At 69.6% G+C, this 22,746-nt stretch carries 26 protein-coding genes; 10 read left to right on the top strand and 16 right to left on the bottom strand.

All coding sequences use genetic code 11. The features are described from left to right. Positions 1-2: 2 nt before the first annotated feature. Together OG223_RS28960 and OG223_RS28955 are read right to left on the bottom strand one after the other, a co-directional pair. The gene (locus tag OG223_RS28960) at positions 3-203 is read right to left on the bottom strand and encodes a DUF397 domain-containing protein (RefSeq protein WP_329254746.1); all 201 of its coding nucleotides are present in this window, start codon (positions 201-203) and stop codon (positions 3-5) included. Beyond that, positions 200-1,015, bottom strand: coding sequence for a helix-turn-helix domain-containing protein (locus OG223_RS28955; RefSeq protein ID WP_329254743.1), 816 nt, complete (start codon positions 1,013-1,015; stop codon positions 200-202). Before OG223_RS28955 ends, OG223_RS28960 begins: the two co-directional genes overlap by 4 nt. A gap of 78 nt (positions 1,016-1,093) precedes the next feature. Here OG223_RS28955 and OG223_RS28950 point away from each other — a divergent pair, with 78 nt between their 5' ends. Continuing rightward, positions 1,094-1,489: a hypothetical protein gene (locus OG223_RS28950; protein ID WP_329254741.1), complete on the top strand. Its 396-nt coding sequence runs from the start codon at positions 1,094-1,096 to the stop codon at positions 1,487-1,489. 16 nt (positions 1,490-1,505) lie between these two features. Here OG223_RS28950 and OG223_RS28945 read toward each other — a convergent pair whose 3' ends face one another. The 5 genes from OG223_RS28945 to OG223_RS28925 form a co-directional block, all read right to left on the bottom strand. Next, positions 1,506-3,908, bottom strand: coding sequence for a tetratricopeptide repeat protein (locus tag OG223_RS28945; protein WP_329254738.1), 2,403 nt, complete (start codon positions 3,906-3,908; stop codon positions 1,506-1,508). A gap of 192 nt (positions 3,909-4,100) precedes the next feature. Next, a complete protein-coding gene (locus OG223_RS28940; protein WP_329254735.1) occupies positions 4,101-4,412 on the bottom strand; it encodes a trypco2 family protein in 312 nt (103 codons plus the stop codon). An 88-nt stretch (positions 4,413-4,500) separates the two neighbouring features. Continuing rightward, a complete protein-coding gene (locus tag OG223_RS28935; protein WP_329254732.1) occupies positions 4,501-5,160 on the bottom strand; it encodes a DUF5063 domain-containing protein in 660 nt (219 codons plus the stop codon). After that, a complete protein-coding gene (recR, locus tag OG223_RS28930; protein WP_329254729.1) occupies positions 5,153-5,752 on the bottom strand; it encodes a recombination mediator RecR in 600 nt (199 codons plus the stop codon). Before recR ends, OG223_RS28935 begins: the two co-directional genes overlap by 8 nt. A 72-nt stretch (positions 5,753-5,824) precedes the next feature. Next, positions 5,825-6,169: a YbaB/EbfC family nucleoid-associated protein gene (locus OG223_RS28925; protein WP_026178802.1), complete on the bottom strand. Its 345-nt coding sequence runs from the start codon at positions 6,167-6,169 to the stop codon at positions 5,825-5,827. 242 nt (positions 6,170-6,411) lie between these two features. On the opposite strand from OG223_RS28925, the gene OG223_RS28920 reads away from it, so the two are divergent. Further along, entirely contained in the window at positions 6,412-7,122 is a 711-nt protein-coding gene (locus OG223_RS28920) for an SLATT domain-containing protein (protein ID WP_329254725.1), read from the top strand. Between the two features lie 19 nt (positions 7,123-7,141). Here OG223_RS28920 and OG223_RS28915 read toward each other — a convergent pair whose 3' ends face one another. Together OG223_RS28915 and OG223_RS28910 are read right to left on the bottom strand one after the other, a co-directional pair. Beyond that, complete coding sequence (locus OG223_RS28915; protein WP_329254722.1) at positions 7,142-8,668, bottom strand: substrate-binding domain-containing protein; 1,527 nt, start codon at positions 8,666-8,668, stop codon at positions 7,142-7,144. A 131-nt stretch (positions 8,669-8,799) separates the two neighbouring features. Continuing rightward, positions 8,800-11,139, bottom strand: coding sequence for a protein kinase domain-containing protein (locus OG223_RS28910; RefSeq protein WP_329265534.1), 2,340 nt, complete (start codon positions 11,137-11,139; stop codon positions 8,800-8,802). A 293-nt stretch (positions 11,140-11,432) separates the two neighbouring features. Between OG223_RS28910 and OG223_RS28905 the strand changes: the two genes are divergently transcribed. The 4 genes from OG223_RS28905 (at position 11,433) to OG223_RS28890 (ending at position 16,809) form a co-directional block, all read left to right on the top strand. Next, entirely contained in the window at positions 11,433-12,788 is a 1,356-nt protein-coding gene (locus OG223_RS28905) for an aspartate aminotransferase family protein (protein WP_329254719.1), read from the top strand. Positions 12,789-12,919: 131 nt separating this feature from the next. Further along, complete coding sequence (locus OG223_RS28900) at positions 12,920-13,621, top strand: GntR family transcriptional regulator (RefSeq protein WP_329265532.1); 702 nt, start codon at positions 12,920-12,922, stop codon at positions 13,619-13,621. A 26-nt stretch (positions 13,622-13,647) separates the two neighbouring features. Then, a complete protein-coding gene (locus tag OG223_RS28895; RefSeq protein ID WP_329254716.1) occupies positions 13,648-16,068 on the top strand; it encodes a dolichyl-phosphate beta-glucosyltransferase in 2,421 nt (806 codons plus the stop codon). Between the two features lie 90 nt (positions 16,069-16,158). Further along, positions 16,159-16,809, top strand: coding sequence for a hypothetical protein (locus OG223_RS28890; protein WP_329254713.1), 651 nt, complete (start codon positions 16,159-16,161; stop codon positions 16,807-16,809). A 4-nt stretch (positions 16,810-16,813) separates the two neighbouring features. Here the strand turns inward: OG223_RS28890 and OG223_RS28885 are convergent, their stop codons facing one another. Further along, on the bottom strand, positions 16,814-17,686 hold the full coding sequence (locus tag OG223_RS28885) for a helix-turn-helix transcriptional regulator (RefSeq protein WP_329254710.1): 873 nt from the start codon (positions 17,684-17,686) through the stop codon (positions 16,814-16,816). Between the two features lie 136 nt (positions 17,687-17,822). Here OG223_RS28885 and OG223_RS28880 point away from each other — a divergent pair, with 136 nt between their 5' ends. After that, positions 17,823-18,038 carry a tautomerase family protein gene (locus OG223_RS28880; protein ID WP_329254707.1) on the top strand — a complete coding sequence of 72 codons (216 nt, stop codon included), beginning with the start codon at positions 17,823-17,825 and terminating at the stop codon, positions 18,036-18,038. 4 nt (positions 18,039-18,042) lie between these two features. On the opposite strand, the gene OG223_RS28875 is transcribed toward OG223_RS28880, so the two are convergent. The 5 genes from OG223_RS28875 to OG223_RS28855 form a co-directional block, all read right to left on the bottom strand. Beyond that, positions 18,043-18,333, bottom strand: a complete 291-nt coding sequence (locus OG223_RS28875) for a hypothetical protein (protein WP_329254705.1) — start codon at positions 18,331-18,333, stop codon at positions 18,043-18,045. A gap of 103 nt (positions 18,334-18,436) precedes the next feature. After that, a complete protein-coding gene (locus tag OG223_RS28870; protein ID WP_329254703.1) occupies positions 18,437-18,886 on the bottom strand; it encodes a hypothetical protein in 450 nt (149 codons plus the stop codon). Then, complete coding sequence (locus OG223_RS28865; RefSeq protein WP_329254700.1) at positions 18,883-19,149, bottom strand: hypothetical protein; 267 nt, start codon at positions 19,147-19,149, stop codon at positions 18,883-18,885. The genes OG223_RS28870 and OG223_RS28865 overlap by 4 nt, the downstream gene beginning before the upstream one ends. Before the next feature lie 119 nt (positions 19,150-19,268). After that, the gene (locus tag OG223_RS28860) at positions 19,269-19,964 is read right to left on the bottom strand and encodes a hypothetical protein (protein WP_329254697.1); all 696 of its coding nucleotides are present in this window, start codon (positions 19,962-19,964) and stop codon (positions 19,269-19,271) included. Between the two features lie 246 nt (positions 19,965-20,210). Further along, entirely contained in the window at positions 20,211-20,606 is a 396-nt protein-coding gene (locus OG223_RS28855) for a hypothetical protein (RefSeq protein ID WP_329254694.1), read from the bottom strand. 125 nt (positions 20,607-20,731) lie between these two features. Here OG223_RS28855 and OG223_RS28850 point away from each other — a divergent pair, with 125 nt between their 5' ends. Genes OG223_RS28850 through OG223_RS28840 form a run of 3 tightly spaced genes read left to right on the top strand, consistent with a single transcriptional unit; the run spans position 20,732 to position 22,397 of the window. Continuing rightward, positions 20,732-21,568 (top strand): helix-turn-helix domain-containing protein, encoded by an 837-nt coding sequence (locus tag OG223_RS28850; RefSeq protein ID WP_329265530.1) that lies wholly within the window; start codon positions 20,732-20,734, stop codon positions 21,566-21,568. After that, positions 21,565-21,804, top strand: a complete 240-nt coding sequence (locus OG223_RS28845; protein WP_329254690.1) for a DUF397 domain-containing protein — start codon at positions 21,565-21,567, stop codon at positions 21,802-21,804. Before OG223_RS28850 ends, OG223_RS28845 begins: the two co-directional genes overlap by 4 nt. 23 nt (positions 21,805-21,827) lie before the next feature. Next, positions 21,828-22,397: a DinB family protein gene (locus OG223_RS28840; protein WP_329254687.1), complete on the top strand. Its 570-nt coding sequence runs from the start codon at positions 21,828-21,830 to the stop codon at positions 22,395-22,397. Positions 22,398-22,438: 41 nt separating this feature from the next. Here OG223_RS28840 and OG223_RS28835 read toward each other — a convergent pair whose 3' ends face one another. Then, complete coding sequence (locus tag OG223_RS28835) at positions 22,439-22,726, bottom strand: hypothetical protein (protein ID WP_329254684.1); 288 nt, start codon at positions 22,724-22,726, stop codon at positions 22,439-22,441. Positions 22,727-22,746: the final 20 nt, after the last annotated feature.

Raw genomic sequence — 22,746 nt, 5'->3', positions numbered from 1 at the left:
GCTCAAGCTCCGGGCTGAACTGCGGAGACTCCGGAGAGGAACGCCGTCCAGGCGGGGGCGGGGACGGCCAGTTCGGGACCGGTGGCGTTCTTGGAGTCGCGTATGTGGACGGTCAACTGCGGTGTGGGGAGGGCGACCTCGACGCAGTTGCCGCCCTCGTTGTCGCTGTAACTCGACTTGAACCACTTCAGTTGGTCACTCATGGCTGATCCACCATCCGTTCGACGAAACGGGCCGACTCAGCGGGACTGAGAGCCTGCGTGCGGATCATGCTAAGCCGCTCGGTCACCCGGCTGACAACCTCCGGATCGGCCGACAGTTCGCTCGCGAACGGGCCCTCCGCATAGGCGAACCGCTCGTGGTCGCGGGTCTCCAGCAGCACCATGGGCCCCATGAGCGCGTCGCTGGTGGCCCGTTCGAAGGGGAGCACCTGCACGGTGACGTTCCGCAGCCGGGACACCTCCAGCAGACGGCGCAGTTGTTCGGTGTCCACCTGGGGGCTGCGCAGCACCGCCTCGTAGAGGACGAAGCTCAGGGCCACCGGCGGTTTCCGCTCCGTGAGGATGGCCTGCCGCTCCATGCGTCCCTCGATACGCTCCTCCACCGTCTCCTCGTCCAGAGGCGGACAGCGGTTCTCGATCAGCGTGCGCGCGTACCCCGGCGTCTGCAACAGCCCCGGGACGACCGTGGTCTCGTACGACCAGTGACTGATCGCTTCCTTCTCCCGCTCCATGAAGTCCTGTGCCCGCGACGGGAACTTCTCCTTGTTCAGGTAGTCCTTCGCCGCGCTCAGCAACCCCTCGGCCCGGCACAACCCATCGGCCACGTCGAGCACGCGCGGCGTCGGCATCCGTACGCCCTGCTCCATGGACTTGATGGTGTCCGGCGCGTAGTTGGAGGCGGCGGCCAGCTCCTCCCGGCTCACGTTGGCCTTGGTGCGCCACCGCTTGAGCTGGTTCCCGCTGTACCGCCAGGCCACGGGCGGCAGGGACTTGGCGTTGGACTGGCCTGACACAGCACCCACCTCCGACCGATACACCCCGGCGTGTATCACCTCAGTCACTACCGAGCGTAGCTTCGCAAACGCCACCGTGTGACCATGACCGACTCAATTCACCTGCCGGACTGGATCCCCGCGTCCGGTCACCAACTCCGGCTCACCGGCGTCCACTTCGACGCCGTACGCATCGAAGGCGTACGGGGAGAACGGGTCGCCGCGCGTCTCATCGAGGCCGCCGACGGGGACGCGGGGCCCGTCGTCTGCGAGGCCGCCGGGTTCCGGTGGATGTACTTCCTGCTGGCGCCTGGGGAGGTGCGCCGGCACAACTGGCCTTTGGGTGTGCAGCAGTTCGGGGGACGGGGCGCTCGTACCGTCACGTACATCGGGATTCCGGCGCTGGACGGGAACACGTGGCCGTTGCGGTGGTACAGCGAGCCTACGGTTACGGCGCCGTTTGTGGAGGCGGGGAGGTTGCAGGCGTTGCTGTAGTTGGTGGGGCTGTAGGTCAAGGTTCCTGGGCACGCGCAGCAGTCAGATTTCTGCGGACGTCCGTTGTCATCGGATGGTCCTCTCCGAGCACCCGGAGACATCCGGCCAGCGTCTGCTCGTACAACGGGATCGCCCGCCTTACATCCCTCACCGACACATACGCGCCAGCCAGATTGTTCCGCGAGACCAACGTGCTCGGGTGATCCTCACCCAACACCCGCACACGATCCTCCAACGTCCGCACGAGCAACGGGATCGCCCGCTCCAGATCCCCCGCCGACGCATACGCGCCAGCCAGATTGTTCCGCGAAGCCATCGCGTCCGGGTGATCCTCACCCAACACCCGCACACGATCCTCCAACGTCCGCACGAGCAACGGGATCGCCCGCTCCAGATCCCCCGCCGACACATACGCGCCAGCCAAATGGTGCCGCGAGGCCAGCGTGTCCGGGTGATCCTCACCCAACACCCGCACACGACCCTGCAACGTCCGCTCGTACAACGGGATCGCCCGCTCCAGATCCCCCGCCGCCTCATACACCCCAGCCAGATTGCCCCGCGAGACCAGTGTGCTCGGGTCATCTTCGCCGAACAGCCGAATGGCAGCCGTCAGAGAACGGCCGAAGTAGCCAGTAGCCTGCCGCAACTGGCCTTGTCCTTCGAGGAACTGCCCTGCCAGCGTGAGAATCAAATCAACCTCGGCTGTATCCTCTTCCGGCTTTCCCGCGTCAAGAAGCGCTTCGACGTGTGGGAGCAGGGCCCTCCAAGTAGGCCAACCAGAGACATTCCGGGTGGGTTCCCCAGGAAGCTCGCCGCGCATCAACTCCGCCGCTCGGTCATGCGCTGCCGTGATGCGGTCGGCATCGCGATGGGGGTCTCCCCCAGACCCCGACGGGGTACGCGCGACCATCTGGACCAGCCGATGGACTGTGATCCCCGCCCGGTCGAGCGTGATCATGTTGTAGTCGGCCAACAGCCCGAAAAGCTGCGCAAGGTCAATCGGATCCTCGGCAAGCGCTGCGAACAGGGCGCGTGGAATGCCCGTCGGTGCATACCACGCGGCGATCCGCAGGATGTCCACAGCCCGGGGATCCCGCCCCTGGAGGGCGTCCAGCGTAATGCGCCAGATCCGGGCAACCGTCCGCGCAGGATCCGAGCCTCCCGGCGCCGCATCCGTGGTGCGCTCCGGATACCGGCGCAGCATGTCCCGGTACTGGGCGATCGTGATCCCGGTCTGCGCGATGAAGGCTCCCGTCTGTTCCAGGGCCAATGGGAGGTGGCCGAGGTCGTCCGCCAGCACGCGAGCCTCGTCCTCGTCGTCGGTCCCGCCGAGACGTGACAGAAGGCTCAGCGAGGCATCCTCATCCAGCACGGACAACGAGATCGGGTCGCAAACCCACCCTCTCTTGTATCGGCTGGTGATCAAGTGGCGGCCGGACGTACGTAGTTGTCCCGTCCAGGCGTGCACATCGCCTGGCTCCTCCGCGTTATCAAAGACCAGCAGCCACCCCGGGTGGGTCTGCAACCATCCGACCGCCCACTCCGCAGCCTGCGCGGTCGTGAGCCCAGCCGCCACCCCGCCGCCTAGCAAGCGGAGCGTGAGGGCAGCGAAGCCCGCCTCGATCAACTCAGGGGTGTCTGAGCGGATCCACCAAATCAGGCGGTACGCCCCCACATGGTGGTGGGCGTAGTGCAGTGCCAGTGTCGTCTTGCCGACGCCACCCAGCCCGTGCAAGGTCTGCGTGATCGTCTGCGAGTCCCCAGCAAGGGCCCGCTCCAACTCAGCCATCACCTCCGCCCTGCCGACGAAGATCGATGACGGCAGTTCCGGCAGGTTGTTCACGCCGCGCGGGACGTTGATGTCGTATGCCGTCCGCGAGTGTTCGGCGCCCCCGGCCGTGACATCCTCGGGAATTAGCTCGGCTCCAGCCGCCTTCACCTCTACGGTGAACCCGGGACGAGCTGCCAGCGACACCGCCGACACGGCCGTCAACTGGTTGGCGTCGTAGTCCCGTTGCCGGTCCACCGTGACGACCCCGATAAGCCGACCTCTCGCGAACAGCGCCGCCCCCGAAGCCCCCGCCCACCGCGACTGCACGTCCGGCTTGCTGGGAACGGCGACCCCGTCGACGTAGGCCGTGATCAGGCCGTCGGACTTGAGCCCGGTGAGCGTCTCGATGTGGCCGCGGATCTCTTTGGTGTCGCGGACCCCGTCCCGTACTTCCGCCCGGGGGAATCCGACCGCGACGCATCCCAGCCGCTCCTCCCCCACCGCCAGTCTGTCGATCCGGCCCCATCGGACAGGTTCGCCGCCCGCCAGCACCCGCCATGCCGGATCCGTGATCGCGACCAGCGCCGCGTCGGCCTGCGGCTCCCTATTCAGGTCAGGTGCGGTATCCGGCCACCGCACCTCGGCCATGGCCCACGCAGACTCCTCTGAACCCAACTGCCGGACTTCCAACGTCCGGCAGCCGAGCACATTGTGAAGGGCTGTCAGAACCAGTCGATCCGCAACCAGATAACCGGTCCCCGAACACTTCCCGACCGGATTCCAGATCTCCACGACCCGCCGCACGTCCACAGCCACAGGCCAACACCCCCGTGCTCCCCGTTACTTGGGGCGTTCCCCCGAGTCGTCCGCGATACGCCGATCCGCGCCCTCGGCATCGACCGGCTGGAGTGTGAGCTTGACTCGGCTCGTCGTGCCCTTCGATCGCGAGGCCTTCGCCTCCGCGCCGAACGGGAGCACCAAGACCTTCGCCCGTGCCTCCCCGTCCTTCTTCATGTCCACGGCGAACTCGATCTCCACCGGCCCCGTCCGGAACTGGATCTCCTGCCCCGCTCCGTCCCGCGCCGCCTGCTGAAGCTCTGCGCGGATCGCCCCGATCGCCTCGGCCAACCCCATCCATACCTCATCGGCCATCGGGCGTCCCCCCAGTCCCCGTACACGCGTTGTGGGGCGCAGCGTACTCGCCGCACCCCACAACCTGTGGAAAAAGACCGCTAGTTGACTACTTCACCGGCCTGATCCCCAGCGGCTCGCCGATCTCCTCCGCCATCACCCGGCCCGCCTCGAACTCCAGCGTCTCGTCGCCCATGCTCACGTCCGTGTCCAGGCCGTCCAGTTCCGGGAGGGGCTGGTTGAGGCGGACGTGGGCGACCAGGGACTGGAGGGCGCGCAGGGCGGCCGAGGCGGTGGAGCCCCAGTTGGAGAAGTAGGAGAACTGCCACCACCACAGGGCCTCCGTGGTGCGGCCGGCGCGGTAGTGGGCCATGCCGTGGCGGAGGTCGGTGATGATGTCGGCAAGGTCGTCGGAGATGCGGGCCGGTACCGGGGCCGTGCGCGGATCGTAGGGGTCGAAGACCTCCGAGTACACGTCGATCGGCTCCAGCATCACCGCGAAGCGCTCGCGGATCTCGTCCACGTCCGGCTCCGGGCCCAGGTCGGGCTCGTAGCGCTCGTCCGGGAGGATGTCCTCGTGCGCGCCCAACCGGCCGCCCGCCAGGAGGAGTTGGGACACCTCCAGGAGGAGGAAGGGGACCGCCGAGTCGGGGTCCTCGCCCTTCGCGACCTCGAACACGGCCACCAGGAAACTCTCAACCTGGTCCGCGATCTGGACCGCGAAGTCGTCCGGGTCCGGATCGGTGGCATGCAGCGTGGCGTCAGACATCTAGGAGTCGTCTCCCCTCGAAGGCGCGGCCGAGGGTCACCTCGTCCGCGTATTCCAGGTCGCCGCCCACCGGGAGGCCGCTGGCCAGGCGGGTGACCTTGAGGCCCATGGGCTTGATCATGCGGGCGAGGTACGTGGCCGTGGCCTCGCCTTCCAGATTCGGGTCCGTGGCAATGATCAGTTCCGTGACCGTACCGTCGGCCAACCGCGCAAGAAGTTCTCGTATACGCAGGTCGTCCGGTCCGACACCTTCGATCGGGCTGATCGCGCCGCCGAGGACGTGGTACTTGCCCCGGAATTCGCGAGTGCGTTCGACCGCTACGACGTCCTTGGGTTCCTCGACCACGCAGATCACCGAGAGGTCGCGGCGCGGGTCGCGGCAGATGCCGCACAGCTCTTCCTGCGCAACGTTTCCGCAGGTCGCGCAGAAGCGGACCTTCGCCTTGACCTCCATCAGGCACTGCGCGAGCCGGCGGACGTCCGTCGGCTCCGCCTGCAGGATGTGGAAGGCGATCCGCTGCGCGCTCTTGGGACCGACGCCGGGGAGCCGCCCCAACTCGTCGATGAGGTCCTGGACCACGCCTTCGTACAACGGACTGCCTGCCCTTCCTGGAGTCGTGCGGTGTGGGCGGTACGTACGTACCGTAGTTGGCCGCGGGCCGTCTTAGAAAGGCAGACCCGGGATACCGCTGCCGCCGCCCAGGCCCTGCGCGAGCGGGCCGAGCTTCTGCTGCTGGAGGGTCTGCGCGTTCTCGTTGGCCGCCTGGACCGCCGCGACGATCAGATCCGCGAGGGTCTCGGTGTCGTCCGGGTCGACCGCCTTCGGGTCGATCTTCAGTGCGCGCAGCTCGCCGGCGCCGGTCACGGTGGCCTTCACCAGCCCGCCGCCCGCCTGTCCGTCGACCTCGGTCCGCGCCAGCTCCTCCTGCGCGTTCGCCAGGTCCTGCTGCATCTTCTGGGCCTGCTGGAGCAACTGCTGCATATTGGGCTGGCCACCACCGGGAATCACGATCAGCTCCTGGTTTCGTACGGCTTTACGGGCGAGGTTTCTCCCGCTCGGCACGAGCCTACGTGCTCCGGGCAGTCATCGCTTCAGCACTCTTTCGAGTGAGTCTTCACCGTGTCCTATACCTGATCAAGACCCACTTCCGGGCGGAAAAGAGGTGAAACCAGATCCTTCGCCACCCATTGGGCGGTAGGAAGGATCCGGCACATCAGCATCAGGTGTCACACGACGTAAGGGAGTGCCGGGTGGGTCAGCCGGAGATTCAGCCCGAAGGCGGCGATGTGGCCGGTCGGACGTTTCCGCTCGGGGACTGGGGCGAGCCGACGGCCCGGCTGGACGAGCTGTACCGGTGGGTCGAGCGCGGGGCGCTGGAGACGGCGGACCGGTATCTCACGGACCGGGTGTGGAAGCGGCGCGGGGCGCGGGCGCTGCGCGCGGGCGCGGCGCTGGGCGCGCTGGCGGGGGCCGCGCTGCCGCTGCTGGACCTGGCCGGGGCGGTGGGCGGGCTGGCCGACTGGGGCTATCTGGCCCTGCTGCTGGGGGCGGCGTGTCTGGCCGGGGACCGGTTCTTCGGGATGACGTCCGGGTGGATGCGGGACGTGGCCACGGCACAGGCCGTGCAGCGGCGGCTCCAGGTGCTCCAGTTCGACTGGGCGGCGGAGGGCGTCCGGGAGTTCCTGGGCCCGGCGGAGGGCACGGCGAGCGAGGCCGCGGACCGGTGTCTGGGGGTGCTGCGGCGCTTCTCGGAGGACGTGACGGAACTGGTGCGGGTGGAGACGGCCGACTGGATGGTGGAGTTCCGGACCGGGGCGGGGCCGCTGGGCATCCAGTCGGCGCTGGTTCCCGGCGGGCGGCAGGAGGGGACCGTCGTGCAGGGCAGGTTCCCGATGCCGCCGGGGGGACCGGGCGGCAGCCGGCCGAACATGCCCCGGCAGCGGCCGCCGGAGCCCCGGTGAGGTGAGGTGGGCCGCCGGGCTAGGCGCAGAGCTTCAGGCCCTCCGGTGTCCAGCACGGGATGTGGCCGTGGGTCCGGATCACGTCCTGGCCGTTGCCCCGCGAGAGGTAGGTCAGGAAGCTCGACGCGAGGGAGTCGGCCGGCGGCCGGCCGTAGGTGTAGGCGTACTCGATCTCGCGGTACGGATACGCGCTCGTCCCGTGCTCGATGGCGTCCACGGAGGGCGGGTGGCCGTCCAGTTCGAGGGTGTGCAGGCCCTTGGCGCCGGAGGCGAGGGTGAGTTCGCTGTAGCCGATCGCGCCCTTGAGTTCGGCGACCTCGGTCAACACCTGGTCCGTGGAGTCGAGTTCACAGCGGATGACGGGTGCGGTCGGGTCGTCCTTGTGAACGCAGTCAACAGAGGAGTTGGCGATCTCGCCGCGCTTCAGCACCCGGCGCTGGAACACCTGCCGCGTCCCGGAGTTGGCGTCCCGGCTGACCAGATGCACGGCGAGGTCCGGTCCCCCGAGCTGCCGCCAGTTGGTGATCTCGCCCCGGTACAGGCGTCGTACGTCCGCGGTGGACAGGTTCTTCAGCCGGATGCCGTCGTTGACGACGATCGCGAACACCGACATCGCGATCCGGTTCTCGCGCAACCGCGGCATGTCGCTCGGCTTGGGGCCGTCCGACAGGGCTACTACGGCCGGTGAGCCCTTCGTCGACGCGAGCCCGGTGGCCTCCAACTCCCGTACGCCCGCGGTCGATCCGTGCGGGTCGACGACGATCCGCGCGCCCTCGCAGTCCTGCTCGTACTTCTTCGCGACCTCCTCCACCACCGGCGCGAAGGCGGTCGAACCGGTGACGGTGAGGGTGCCGTGGGCGCAGCCGATCGGGGGCGGGTTGTCGTCGCGGACCACGACGATCGCCGCCAGGGTCACCACGCACACCGTGAGCATGATGGTGATCAGCCGGGAGGCGCGGCTGAACAGGGGCAGCGTCTCGTCCGGGGTCGCGCTGCGGTTGGGGTGGACCTCGCCGTCGCGGATGCCGCCGATGAGCCGTATCGGGCAGCCGACGTCGCCGCCGGAGAGCAGCACCAGCAGTTTGAAGTGGTCGCCGCGGTTGAGCGGGACGCGCGGGATGCGCAGGGTGTTGCCGTCGTAGCCGAGGCCGGCCGCCGGGGTGAAGTGGTCCATCAGATGGTCGGTGCCAACCGGCTGGGTGACCGAGACACCGCGGATCGTGCGGTCGGTGAACAGCGCGGTGAGGCCGTGGAGTTCGCGCCCGGTGTAGTCGTTGTCGGCGATGCTCTGCGAGCCGTCGTTCTCGATGCGCAGCAGGACGAGGGTGGCGTCGGACATGCCGGGGGCCTCGTCGAAGAGGCCGAGGCGGCGGTTGGCGCGGCCCGAACGGACGTCGTCGCCGATGGGGTTGTCCATCTGCACGCGGTAGCCGATGCGCTTGCGGCGCGGCACCCGGCGTTCGTACCAGACCATCACGCCGGACGCGACGATACCGAGCAGCGCGGTACCCAGGGCGACGACGTTCTCCGCGCTCAGCCACTCCACTGCGGGCCCCCGCTCCCCAGTCGGATCGTGGGGTCACCGTACGGGCGGCACCGGAAAACACGCAGGGGGTCCTGGCCGAAGTTCGGGTGACGTTCAACTGGCCCTGCGGTGAAGGGAGTTCAGCCCAACGATCAGCCGGCCTTGGTGTACGTCAGCTTCTCCCCGTTGCTGGTGCTCACGCGCTCCAGCGTGGTGTCCGACAGCAGGGTGATCTCGGTGGCGGAGCCCGGGTTGCAGGACGACAGCGGCTTCCCGGAGGTGACGGTGGAGGCGCCGATCGCCAACGGGCTCTCGCCGCCCGGTGCTTGGGCGAGGTCGGCGGTGAACTCGCAGTGGTAGCCGGGGCCGTCCGCGACCAGGGTCAGCACCGGGGACCCCACCTTGCCCTGCCGGATGGTGAGTTGACGGGTGTTGTGGCCGGTGGCGTTGTCGATGGACGCGTTCCAGGTGCCGAGATAGCCGCTCGGTACGGCGCCGTCGCCGGTCGAAGTGGCGGAGGGGGACGGCGAGTTCGTCGGCGACGGTTCCCCGGTGGTCGGACCCGGGGTCGTGGGCGCGGCGCTGGTGGCCCCGCCGCCCGAACCGCTCGCCTTACGGCCGTCGTCGTCGCCGCCCTTCATCAGCGCGTACACCGAGCCGCCGGCGCCCAGCGCGACGACGAGCGCGACGGCGACGAGGAGTGCGGTGGACCGGCCGTTGCGGCGCGGTGCCTGGGGCTCCGGGTGGGGACCCGGACCGTAGGGCGGGGTGGCGCCGAGGCCGGGGTTGTGGGGGTACGGGTTGTACGGGACCTGGCCGCCCCAGCCGACGAGCTGCCGGGCGGGCAGTTGCGGATAGTCGGCGGCGGGCTGGACGGGCTGTTGCGGGTGGCCGTAGTCGGCGGTGGGCTGGGGGTGCTGCTGCGGGTAGCCGTAGGCCGGGTGCGGGGTGGGCGGGGTGCGGGGTGCTCCGGGCTGCTCCTCGACCACCGTCGGGAAGTGGCCGTCCGGCGCGGCACCGGCCGCCGGTGCGGGTGGTGCCGGGGAGGAGTCGTCGGAGGCGGGGGCGTGCTCGGGGGAGGCTTCGGCGAGGGCGGCGGGTGTGCGGGCGACGGGTGTCTTGCCGAACAGGTCGGGCTTCTCCGCGGGGGCGGGGGCGGAATCGTGGGCGGGGGCGGGGCCTTGGGCCGGAGCGGGACCCTGGACGGGAGCGGAACCGTGGGCCGGAGCGGGGCCTTGAACGGGGACGGAACCTTGAGCCGGAGCGGGACCTTGGGCGGGAGCAGGGCCTTGGGTAGGAGCGGAGCCCTGGACGGGAGCGAAGCCAGGGGGAAGCGCGGGCATGGGAGGAAGAGCAGGCGTAGGAGGAAGAGCGGGCATGGGCGCAGTGGCGGGCTCAGGTGTGGCCCCCTGAACCACGGCGGCACCTTCCGCCTCCGCGACCTCCCTGCCCCTCGCGCCTTCCGCCTCGGAACCCTCCACCCCCGGGCCCTGCGCCTGCGCGCTCCCTGCCTCCGGACCGGCCGTTCCCGGACCGGCCGTCGCCGGATTCACCCGCTCCAGTTCCCTCGTCTCCGGGTCCTCCGTGTCCAGCAACCGCACCGCGTGGCGGCCGAGTTGGGCGACCAGCGCGCCCGGTAGCCACGGGTCGCGGGAGCGGCCGCCGGAGACGGTGTCCTCGGCGCCGGTGCGGTCGAGGATGCGGTTGAGGGTCGGGCGGGTGGCCGGGTCCTTGCGGAGGCAGTCGCGGACTAGGTCGGCGATGCCCTCGGGGACGCCCGACAGGTCGGGTTCCTCCTGGGCGATGCGGAACATCAGGGCGTGGACACCGCTGTTCGCGGCGCCGAAGGGAAGGGTGCCGGTCGCGGCGTAGGCGAGGACGGAACCGAGGCAGAAGACGTCGCACGCCGGGGTGATGCGGTCGCCCCGCACCTGTTCCGGCGCCATGAAACCGGGCGAGCCGACCAGCGAACCGGTCCGGGTGAGCCCGTCGCCGGCCTGTGCCTCCAGGGCCCGCGCTATGCCGAAGTCGATGACGCGGGGGCCGTCGATGGTCACCAGCACGTTGGACGGCTTGAGGTCGCGGTGGACGATGCCGGCGGCGTGGATGTCCTGGAGCGCGTGCGCGAGACCGGCCGCGAGGATCCGTACCGACCGCTCGGGCAGTGCCCCGTGGTCCCGGCCGACGACCTGCTGCAGGCTCGGTCCGGCGACATACCCGGTGGCCACCCACGGCACCTCGGCCTCGGTGTCCGCGTCCAGCACGGGCGCCGTCCAGTGTCCGCCGACCCGGCGCGCGGCCTGCACCTCCTGCCGGAAGCGCGCCCGGAACTCCTCCTGCGCGGCCAGCTCCTCCCGCACCAGCTTCACGGCGACCGTGCGTCCCCGGTCCGACCGGGCCAGATACACGTGCCCCATGCCCCCGGTCCCGAGCCGGGCCAGCAGCCGGTACGCGCCGATCCGCTGCGGATCGGCCGCCCCCAGTTTCTCCACGACCGCGCCGCCTCCCCTGAATTCCCCGGTCACACCCCTGTCGCACCCCCGTGCTCCGCGACAGACCGAGAATAGTGCGGGGAATCGACGAGACGGACGGCGTGGTGTCTACGGTTCCGTAACGGGAGACCGGCCCACCTCTCCACAGGCTGGGGTCACTCCTAACCGGTCACGGGGGTGGACAGCGGTTAGTTTCACCCCCAGCTTCTCTGGACAACCTGTCGCGGAAACCCGGCGACCGCAGACAGGACGCCGATTCCTTTTCCGCATCGCGGACATTTACGCTCACCCGCATGACCCCTCAGCCCAACCCCCAGGCCGGCGCCGCCGTGAAGGCCGCGGACCGTGCGCATGTGTTCCACTCCTGGTCCGCGCAGGAACTCATCGACCCGCTCGCCGTGGCCGGCGCGGAGGGGTCGTACTTCTGGGACTACGACGGCAATCGCTACCTGGACTTCACCAGCGGGCTCGTCTACACCAACATCGGCTACCAGCACCCGAAGGTCGTCGCCGCGATCCAGGAGCAGGCCGCGACGATGACGACCTTCGCGCCCGCGTTCGCGATCGAGGCCCGCTCGGAGGCGGCCCGGCTGATCGCCGAGCGCACGCCCGGGGACCTGGACAAAATCTTCTTCACCAACGGCGGCGCCGACGCCATTGAGCACGCGACGCGCATGGCCCGGCTGCACACCGGGCGGCCGAAGGTGCTCTCCGCCTACCGCTCGTACCACGGCGGTACGCAGCAGGCGATCAACCTCACCGGGGATCCGAGGCGTTGGGCCAGCGACAGCGCCTCCGCCGGGGTCGTGCACTTCTGGGCGCCCTTCCTGTACCGGTCCCGTTTCTACGCGGAGACCGAGGAGCAGGAGTGCGAGCGGGCGCTCGAGCACCTGGAGACGACGATCGCCTTCGAGGGGCCGGGCACGATCGCCGCGATCGTCCTGGAGACCGTGCCGGGCACGGCCGGGATCATGGTGCCGCCGCCCGGTTATCTCGCCGGGGTCCGGGAGATCTGCGACAAGTACGGGATCGTCTTCGTCCTCGACGAGGTGATGGCCGGGTTCGGGCGGACCGGTGAGTGGTTCGCGGCCGATCTGTTCGACGTCGTACCGGACCTGATGACCTTCGCCAAGGGTGTCAACTCCGGCTATGTGCCGCTCGGCGGGGTCGCCATCTCCGGCGCCATCGCGGACACCTTCGGCAAGCGGCCCTACCCGGGCGGACTGACGTACTCCGGGCACCCGCTGGCCTGTGCCGCGGCCGTCGCGACGATCAACGTCATGGCCGAGGAGGGCGTCGTGGAGAACGCGAAGCACCTCGGTACGACCGTCGTCGAGCCCGCGCTGCGGGCGCTGGCCGAGCGGCACCCGAGCGTCGGCGAGGTGCGCGGGGTCGGCATGTTCTGGGCGCTGGACCTGGTGAAGGACCGGGAGACGCGCGAGCCGCTGGTGCCGTACAACGCGGCCGGTGAGGCGAACGCAGCGATGGGCGCGTTCGGGGCCGCCGCCAAGAAGCAGGGGCTGTGGCCGTTCGTCAACATGAACCGCACGCACGTCGTGCCGCCGCTGAATGTGACCGAGGCCGAACTGAAGGAAGGCCTCGCCGCACTCGACTCGGCCCTGTCCGTGGCCGACGAATACACCTCGTAACACCCGGAATGGGCGGGTCCGTTCCGCTGGTGCCCGCATTCGGGCAGGGCGGGAACCCGAACGCGTAAGGTGGCGTGCTCGTAGACATATACGAGTACGCCATCGAACGCGACGAGGGAGACGCTCCGACGATGCCCGGAAGCAGCGGCAGCGGCGCCGTGACCCGCAGCACCCTGCGGCAGCAGATCGCCGACGCGCTTCGCGACGAGGTCCTGGCCGGCCGGCTCCAACCCGGGCAGGAGTTCACGGTGAAGGAGATCGCCGAGCAGTACGGCGTCTCCGCGACCCCGGTCCGGGAAGCGCTCGTCGATCTCTCCGCGCAAGGCCTCCTGGAAGCCGACCAGCACCGCGGCTTCCGCGTCCACGAGTACTCGGTGACCGACCACCGCGGCATGATCGAAGCCCGCTCCCTGGTCACCGAAGGCATGTTCCTCGCCCTCATCGAGGGCCACCCCGTCTTCGACCGCACCGACGACCCGCGGACGGTCGCCGCGCTCGCCGGGGTGCGCCGCCGCGGCGAGGAGGCGCAGCGCGCCGCCGACGCCGGTGACCTCAGCGTGCTGATCGGCTACGACCTGCGCTACTGGCGCGAGCTGAGCGCCATGTTCGGCAACCCCTACCTCGGTGACTTCCTGCACCGGCTGCGCGTCCAGTCCTGGGTGTGCACGGTGCAGCATCTGCGCCGACTGACCGATCTGCGCGGGCAGTTGTGGTCCGAGCACACCGAACTGGTCGACGCCCTGGCGCGCCGCGACACCCCGACCGCGCGCTCGATCGTCCTGGCGTACAACAAGCACTCCCTCGCCCTCATCGAGCGGCTGGCCGCCCGGTGACCGGACCGGAAAGGGCCGCTCCGGCCGTGGACAGTGTCGCCGTTGACCTCAGTGTCGTCGTGCCCGCGTACAACGAGGAACAGCGGCTCGGGCCGACACTCGACGCGATCACCACGTATCTGGGCGACAACGAGGGCCGCTTCGGCGGCTGGGAGATCATCGTCGCCGACGACGGCTCCGACGACGGGACCCGCGAGGTCGTCACCTCGCGCGCCGATCCGCGCGTGCAGTTGGTCACCAGCCCCCGCAACCGGGGCAAGGGCAACGCCCTGCGCCTCGGGGTGGCCGCCTCGCGCGGGCACCGGGTGCTGGTCACGGACGCCGATCTGGCCGCGCCCATAGAGGAGTTGGAGAAACTCGACAAGGAGCTGGGCGAGGGCCGCTCGGCGGCGATCGGCTCGCGGGCCGCGCCGGGCGCGACGATCGAGAGCCACCAGCATCCGGTCCGTGAACTCCTGGGCCGCGCGGGCAACTTCCTCATACGCCGGGCCGCGGTGCCCGGCATACGCGACACCCAGTGCGGCTTCAAGCTCTTCGAGGGCGACCGCGCCCGCGAGGCCTTCGCCGCCTCCCGCATCAACGGCTGGGGCATCGACGTGGAGGTCCTCCAGCACTTCCGCCGCGCGGACTGGGAGGTCGCCGAGGTCCCGGTCCGCTGGGCCCACCAGTCCGGCTCGAAGGTACGGCCCCTGGACTACGCCCGCGTCCTCACCGAACTCGCCCGCCTGCGCGCCCGCTCCCTGCGCCCGGTCGACGTCCTGGTCACCGTCCTCTTCCTCCTGATGTCGATCGGCCTCTACTCGGGCCGCTTCTTCGACCCGGGCCACCGCTACCTGGAGGACTCGCTCCAGGACCAGAACCAGTGGGAGTGGTTCTTCGCGGTCACGGCCGACAACGTCGCCCACTTCCACAACCCGTTCTTCTCGAACCTCCAGGGCTTCCCCGACGGCGTGAACCTCATGGCCAACACGGTCATGCTGGGCCTGTCGGTGCCCTTCACACCGCTCACCCTGATGGCCGGACCTGCGGTCTCCCTCAGCGTCTGCATGGCGCTGGGCCTCGCGGCCACGGCCGCCGCCTGGTACTGGCTGATCGTGAAGCGCGTCGTACGGCAACGGGCCGCGGCCTTCGTCGGCGCCTCGCTCGCGGCCTTCGCCCCGCCGATGGTCAGCCACGCCAACGCGCACCCCAACTTCGTCATCCTCTTCATGATCCCGCTGATCATCGACCGCGCCCTGCGCCTGTGCGCGGGCACCCGGGTCGTCCGCGACGGCATCGTGCTCGGCGTCATGGCGGCCTACCAGATCTTCCTCGGCGAGGAACCCCTCCTCCTGGCCTCCATCGGCATGCTCCTGTTCGCCGCGTCCTACGGAGTCCTCAACAGGGAGGTCGTGAAGACCGCCTGGCGCCCGCTCCTCAAGGGCCTGGGCATCGCGGCGGCGGTCTGCGCGCCGATCATCCTGATCCCCCTCTGGTACCAGTTCGCGGGTCCGCAGAGCTACAAGAGCGTCCTGCACGGCGACAACGCGGGCAACAGCCCCCTCGCCCTGCTCTCCTTCGCCGAACGCTCCCTGATGGCGGGCAACGAGGTGCGGGCCAACTCGCTCTCCCTCAACCCCACCGAACAGAACGCCTTCTACGGCTGGCCGCTCGTCCTCCTCACCCTCGCGATCGTCGTACGACTGTGGGAACAGGCGCTCGTCAAGGCGCTCGCGTTCACGGCGGTCGCGGCGGCGGTCCTCTCCATGGGCCCCAAGATCCGCATCCCGCTCACGGACACGGTCTACCCCGGCCCCTGGGCCCTGCTCGCCCACAAGCCGCTCTTCGAGTCGGTGATCGAGGGCCGGGTGGCGATGATCTGCGCCCCCGCGCTGGGCATGCTGGTCGCCCTCGCGGTCGAGCGGCTGGCGGCGACACGGCGGATCGGCACGCAGTACGTGGGCCTGCTCGCCGTGTGCATGGCCCTGATGCCGATCATCCCGGCGCCGCTCAAGGCGGTCGACCGGGCGGCGGTACCGGCCTTCTTCACGGACGGCACCTACAAGTCGTACGTCCGCGCCGGCGAATCGATCGTCCCGGTCCCGCTCGCCGACCCCGGCGCGGCGGAACCCCTGCACTGGCAGACGGCGTCCGGCCTCGGCTTCAAGATGCCGGGCGGCTACTTCAACGGCCCCTACGGCGACGACCGCATCGGCATCTACGGCTCCCCGCCCCGCTACACCTCCAACATGCTGCGGGACGTGCGCTACACCGGCGTCATCCCCACCATCGGCAAGAACTGGCGGGCGCAGGCCAGGACCGACTTCGCGTTCTGGCACGCCGGCGCCCTGGTGGTCGCTCCACAGCCCAACGACGACAAGCTCCGCACCGCTGTGGAAAAGCTGGTGGGCAAACCCGGTAAGTGGGTGGACGGCGTGTGGGTATGGGACCTGCACGAGGGGAGCTGACCCGGGCCGCACCGACTACTCTTCCCCCTACTCTTGCCTGACCACCATGCGAGATCCACGCTGCGCAGCGAGTAACCGAGGAGCCCTCTTTTGGCCTGTGACCTGTGGCTGGTCCCGCTCGTCGACGTGTTGTGCCACACCCCCGACAATCCCTTCGCCGACGAACTCGCGCTTTACAACTCGCTGTTGGCCGAGGCCGGGCTCCCTCCGGTGCCGGTGTACCAGTACATGCCGGGACTGTCCGGCGAGGTCGCCCCGGTCGCGGGCTTCGACTACGACGCGCTGCACTTCCTGCGCCGGGCCTACCTCCTCCAGGTCTGCGGGCTCCCGGTGACCCCGGTGGACGACCTGGGCGGCGACTACGAACAGCTCCTGGAGATGTTCGAGACCACCGCCCAGCAGTCCCACCTGGTCTGGCACTACGACCACGCGGGCGCCTACGTCCCGGTCGACTTCCCGCACCCGCTCGCGAACGACGAACTCCTCGCCGGCGGCGGCCCGTTGGGCTCGTCCCAGACCCTTCTGCGGGAGCTGGAGTTCGTGGCCCCGACGATCGGCATCGACCCGGCGAACCCGCCCACTCCGCCGCAGCCCCCCGCCGCGCCCACGGAGCTGGAGGAGCCGGCCGTGCCCGCGCCGTACGACCCCAGCCCGTTCGCCCGCGAACGCCACGTCTGGCTCGGGCTGCACGCGGCGGCGACGCGCAGCCTGGCCCAGGGCTCGATGATCGTGTTCAGCTAGCGTTTCAGCCGGTGGTGCGGGAGGTGTTCTCGGTCGCCGCCATGTCCTGTGTGCCGATGACGCCGAGCAGTTCGAGCTGGGCGGCACCCTCGGTACCGGGCGGGGCCGTGAACCACAGCAGGCGCTGGCGGCCGTCCTCGCTGAACAGACTGTGGCAGTCCAGCTCGATGACGCCCAGCGCGGGATGCACGATGCGCTTGTGATCGGCGCGGCGCAGACCGACCTCGTGGGTGTCCCACAGGGCGGCGAACTCCGCGCTGCGCCGCCGCAGTGCCGCCGTCATCCCGGCGACCTCGCCGTCGTTGCTCCGGCGGGCGGCGACCGCGTGCAGATCGGCGACGAAGACCCGTGAGTGGTGCGGATGGTCCTCGGGCGGGTAGACCGCGCGGGCGGCCGGATCGGTGAACCACCGGTACGCGAACCCGCCCGCCGGACCGCGCGCTTCCGGCGCCCGCCCGAGCAGGGCGGCGGCCAGTTCATTCTGTACGAGGGTCTCGTGCAGGTCGGTGATGACCTGGGCCGGGGTGGTGGCCAGCCGGTCCAGCAGCCCGAGCAGGGCGGGCTGTACGTGCCGCGCGCCCGTGCCCCGTGCCGATTCGGGCAACGGTCGGTCGGCGAGGTGGAACAGGTGGTCGCGCTGGTCGCCACCGAGCCGCAGCGCCCGGGCGAGGGCGGCCAGGGTCTGGGCCGAGGGCTGGGCGCCGCGTCCGCGCTCCAGCTCGGTGTAGTAGTCGGCCGACAGCCCCGCCAGTTGCGCGACCTCCTCGCGCCGCAGTCCGGGCACCCGGCGCCGGGGCCCGACGGGCAGCCCGACATCGGCCGGCCGGACCCGGTCACGCCGGGACCTGAGGAACGCCGCGAGCTCGGGAAGGTTCACCCGCTCATCGTCTCCTCTCCGGCGGGGTCGGAGCCAGGGGCTGCCAACCCCTGGGTGGGTTCAGCCCTGGCCGGGCGGCCGCCGGAGACGGATGGTTGCCCCCTGCCCACCCCGTACAAGGAATGAGAAGAACACCATGCCTTTCGCGAACTTCAAGGTCCCCGCCGGCGCCCTCACCCCCGAGCAGAAGGAACAGATCATCACGCGCACCACGGACCTGTACGCCGAGATCTTCGGCGACGGCGCCCGCGCCACCACGCTCGTCCTGGTGGAAGAGGTCGCCGACGCGGGATGGGGCATCGGCGGCGGTGTCCTGACCCTCGCCAAGATCCAGGGGACACCGCGGGAATGACGGCCTAGCGGATCTTGGAGAGACCGCTCGCGACGTCCTCCGCGTTCATCACCGGGGTGTAGGTCAGCTCGGCACCCAGGTTGAGGAAGAACGGCTCGCTGATCGACGGAATGTCGGAGGGGTCCTTCAGGTCGAAGAACAGGAACGCGGTGCGCTTGCCGCCGTCGGCGGTGAAGTAGGCCGCCTCGGGCTTGATCTGCTCCATGGACTCCTCCATCAGCTTCCCGAGAGTCCCGTTCCGGATGGCCTCGTTCCCCTTCTCGGTGTCCATGGACGCTTTCAGCATCATGCGCATCGCAGTCACCTTCTTCTGGTCGGCGTGCACGGGTGGACGAATGGATGACTTCAGGATATGCCCGGACAAAGGGGGCGTCCCGGCGAGGACGCCCCCTTTGCGGTCAGCTCTGCTCGACGATCCGGATCGTGCGGATGCCGGTACCGCGATACCGGTTGGGTGTCCTGGTCAGGACGGGTCGGCCGCGCGGCCACTCGACGGTGGGCAGAGCGAGGCGCAACACATGGGCGCCGCTCCAGCCGGCCTCACCCTTGTCGCCTTCGCCTTCACCGTCACCGGCGACCCGCAGCCGCTTGCCCACGGCCGCAGCCGCCGCGAAGTCGAGCCCCTCGATGGCCACGGACGGCAACGCGCCGACGTGTTCGGCGACCCCGGCCCGCTCCCGCTCGGCGACGGCGAGACTGAGCGCCGGGATGTAGACGCGCAGGGCGGGATCCTTCTCGGCCTCGACGACGAGCCGGGAGGCCATGACGTTCCCCGCGCCGAGGGCCAGCGCGGCGGTGTCGTCGAAGACGACGGCACGAGGCAGTGGGTACCGCTCCTCCCCCGTCACTGGACCTCCCCGATGCGCCCGGCTTCGAGATCGGCCCACAGCTCCTCGCCGGCCTTCTCGTCCTCTTCCGTGTAAGGCCGACCGAGGAAGTGCTCCTCGACGTACGCCCTGGTCTCCTCGTACCGCTCGCGCAGCTCTTCCTTGGTGGGCGTGGCCCCGGCCAGCTCGGCCACTAGGTCCCGCATGGTGATCCCGCGCTCCCGAGCAAGCTCCTGAAGACGGTCGCGGACAGCTGGGTCGACCTTGATCGTGGTGTCAGCCATGAGCAAAGTATACCGGCGGTATACCTTCTCCGAGCGTACGAGTGTGACGGTCATCAACGCTCCGTTCCTTTCGAAGGACCCGGCACTGCACGGACGTGCGGCCGGGAGTCTGTGAGCGGTTAAGCGAGCGCGGCCCGCCCCTGCAACAGCGCGCGGGCCAGCGCGCCGCCCCGCTGCGCGGCCTCGCGGTAGCCGGAGGCGCCGGGCTTGCGCGGCTCGACCCGGACGGTGGTGACCGGCGAGGTCGCGGGAGCCGCCGGGCATTTCCGGCGGAGACGGTTCTCGACGATGGCGCCGGGCGAGTACATCCGGCGCGGCAGCCCGCCCGTCAGGGCGGCACGCACCTGAGCACTTGTCGCACCCCGGTCCCACCACTCCTCGACCAGCGGCGCGAGCCGCGCGGCATCGGCGGCACCGAGCGTGAGCCGGGGCTCGGTCCGCCCCAACGAGCCGAGCAGTTGCGCGGCGAGCGCCGTGCGCTCGCTCAACTCGGCCTGGGGCGGCGGGGAGGGAGGTTCTTGTTCCCTGGTTCTTTCTCCCGAAGGGAGAGCGCCCGACGGCGCGAGGGCCGACTCACCGGAGGCCAGGTTCTCGACTTTTTCGTCTTCACCCGCAGGCGGCCCGTCCTCGTACGGAGTGTCGAAAACCTCGTACACGGTGAAGAGTTGGCCGCTCTCCGGGTTCTTGTGCACCACGCGCCTCAGATACCGCGAATCCTCCAGCTCATGCAGGGCGGCGGCGATCCGCGACCGCCCCTCCTTGCGCTGATCGGCGAGCGTGCGGATGGTGACACGGGCCTCGCTCGGGAGGCTCAAGAGGTACGTCAGTACGCCTACCGCGCACCAGGAGATGCTCCGGTCACGGAGAAGAGCGTTGGAGAAGACTGAAAAGGCGCGCGTGGGCGTCGTACGATGGATACGCATCGGGAGTTGTGGCTCCAGGTGTCGGGCCCCCGGGTGTTGGCACACCGCGGGGGCGTTTTCGTTGGCGTGACTCTATGCGCACGCAAAGCGACGAACGCAAGCCGTAACCGGCTTTCCCTGGACCGGAGTTGGCGTTCTTCACTCTTGAGGGTGAAGGGCGGTCCGTAGCAGCAGCGTGTGGACGAAGTGGTCCGGTGCCGTCGGGCGGTAGCGCCAAGTCAGGGGCCAGGTCTGGCCGTTGAGGGCCGGGACCGGGATGTACGACATGTGGTTCGGGCCGGCGGTGAGGCGGGTCACTCCGGGTGGCCAGGGGCGGTGGGACGTGCTGCCGACCGGGACCAGGAAGTAGACCGCCCTGTTGCCCGTCGCCTCCTCCACGACCGGGCCCGGCGCCCCTCCCGTCATGCGCGCGAGCCTGTCCGCGAGGTCTCTGCCCTCGTCGCCGTCCACCCGTACCGCGTCGAACTGGACCCCTGCCTTGCGGAGTTGGATGCCGGTCGCGGGGATCCATTTCAGGTCACTTTGCGTATCCATACGGAAAGTCTCGACCGTCACAACTACCGTCTTCCATAACTCTGCGTCGACCATCGGCAACGGTTGGATACGAATGCGGGGCGCTGTTGACCGGTTGAGTTCGGTTGAGTTCGGGGGTGACCGCGATGGCGCGGGCGGAGAACAAGGAGGAGGCGAGTGGCGTGGCGCGACTCGTCGCCCTTCTCGCGAAAGCACTGCGTGAGCAACAGGGGCTCACGCAGGTGGAGTTGGGCAAGCTGACGGGTTACACCGGGTCCGCCATCAGCGCGATGGAAACCTGCGCGCAGCCCGCGAGCGACAAGATGCTCGCCAAGTTGGAGGAGCAGGTCGGAGGCGGGCTCGGAGTCTTCGAAGAGGCGCGCAAGTGGATGCTGTTGGAGAAGTACCCGACCCGGTTCCGTGGGTTCGCGGAGATCGAGGCGGGGGCCGTCACACTCTCCTCGTACGCGACGCTCGTCGTCGACGGCTTGTTTCAAACCGAGGCCTACGCACGGGCGTTGATCGGCGGCGGCTATCCGCCGGTGTCCGAGCAGAAGCGGGAAGAACTCGTCGAGGCGCGGCTGGCCCGCAGGAAACTCTTCGACCGGGACCCGGCCCCGATGATCGAGCTGATCCTCGAAGAGGGCGTACTGCGGCGGCCGTTCGGGAGTTGGGAGGTGCAGCGGGAGCAGTTGCGCTCGCTCGCCGAGGACGCGCGGCGGGACAATGTGTGTGTTCAGGTGCTGCCGATGGATCGTGGACTGCGCGGAACGTACGCTGGCGATCGTGGCGCCATGAAGCTCGTGGTGACCAAGGACCACGAGCACGTCGTCTACATGGAGATCGAGGACCAGGGCATCCTGATCAGTGATCCGCCGGAGGTGTCTCAACTGACGCACCGCTATGCGAAGATCCGCGCACAGGCTCTGAGCCCCGACGATTCCTTGAGCCTCATCGAGCGGTTGGCAGGAGAAGAAAGATGAGCGACACCCGCGTCCTGCGGTGGTTCAAGTCCAGCTACAGCGACAGCGGTGGCGGCGACTGCGTCGAAGTCGCCTTCGACTGGCGCAAGTCCTCGTACAGCGACGGCGGCGGCGGGGACTGCGTCGAGATAGCCCCCTGCCCCCACTCCCTCCACATCCGCGACTCCAAGAACCCCGACGGCCCGCACCTCACCGTCTCCGGCGAAGCGTGGGCCGCCTTCCTCGTGGGGCGATAGGCCGATCTATGTAGTGTGCGGAAATGACAAGAAGCGAGCAGCTCGCGGACCAGTTGGACTGGTACTGGCGCACCAACCTGCGGCCGCGGCTGGACGGTCTCACCGACGCGGAGTACTTCTGGGAGCCGGTGCGCGACTGCTGGAGCATCCGCCCCCGTGGCACCTCGGCCGCACCGATGTCGGAAGGTTCCGGGGAGTGGACGATGGACTCCGCGCCCCCCGACCTGGTGCCGTCACCGGCGCCGGTGACCACGATCGCCTGGCGGCTGGCGCACATCGTCGTCGACTGCCTGGGCTATCGGGTCGGATGGTACTTCGGCGGCCAGGACTTCGACTCCGGGACATTCGCCTACGCGGGGACCGCCGACGAGGCGCTGAAACAGTTCGACGAGATGTACGGGAGATGGAACGCGGGGGTCCGCGCGCTCTCGGACGCCGACCTGGAGAATCCGCCCGCGGTGGGTCCCGAGCCGTATCCCCTGGAGAACAGGGTCCTGCACGTCAACAGGGAGCTGATCCATCACGGCGCCGAGATCTCCCTGCTCCGCGACCTCTACCTCCGGCAGGACGGAGCCGTACCGCACCGCGTATGAACCCGGGGACCAGGGGACCAGGGGACCAGGGGACCAGGGGCCTAACGGCCGTAGAAGACCCACAGGGACACGGTCAGCACCGCGACCCCGCGTACGGCGATCAGGCCCAGGCGCGCGGTGTTCGGCCGGCCGCCCCGGAGCGACCACGTCCACGTCACCGCCAGGGACGCCGCGAGCACGAGGACCAGCGTCAACTCGGGCCGCGCGTAAGGGTCGTCGCGCCAGGGCCGGAGCAGGAACGACCACCACATCACCGCCGCCGTGGTGAGCACGGACTCCAGGACCAGGGCGGTGCGGGCCTCGGCCCGCCCCAGGACTGCCATGGACATCCGTGCTCCTCACGTGTGGG

The organism is Streptomyces sp. NBC_01478, from assembly GCF_036227225.1.
In the GTDB taxonomy this organism is placed as follows: Bacteria; Actinomycetota; Actinomycetes; order Streptomycetales; family Streptomycetaceae; genus Streptomyces.
This window is presented reverse-complemented; position numbering and strand designations above follow the sequence as displayed.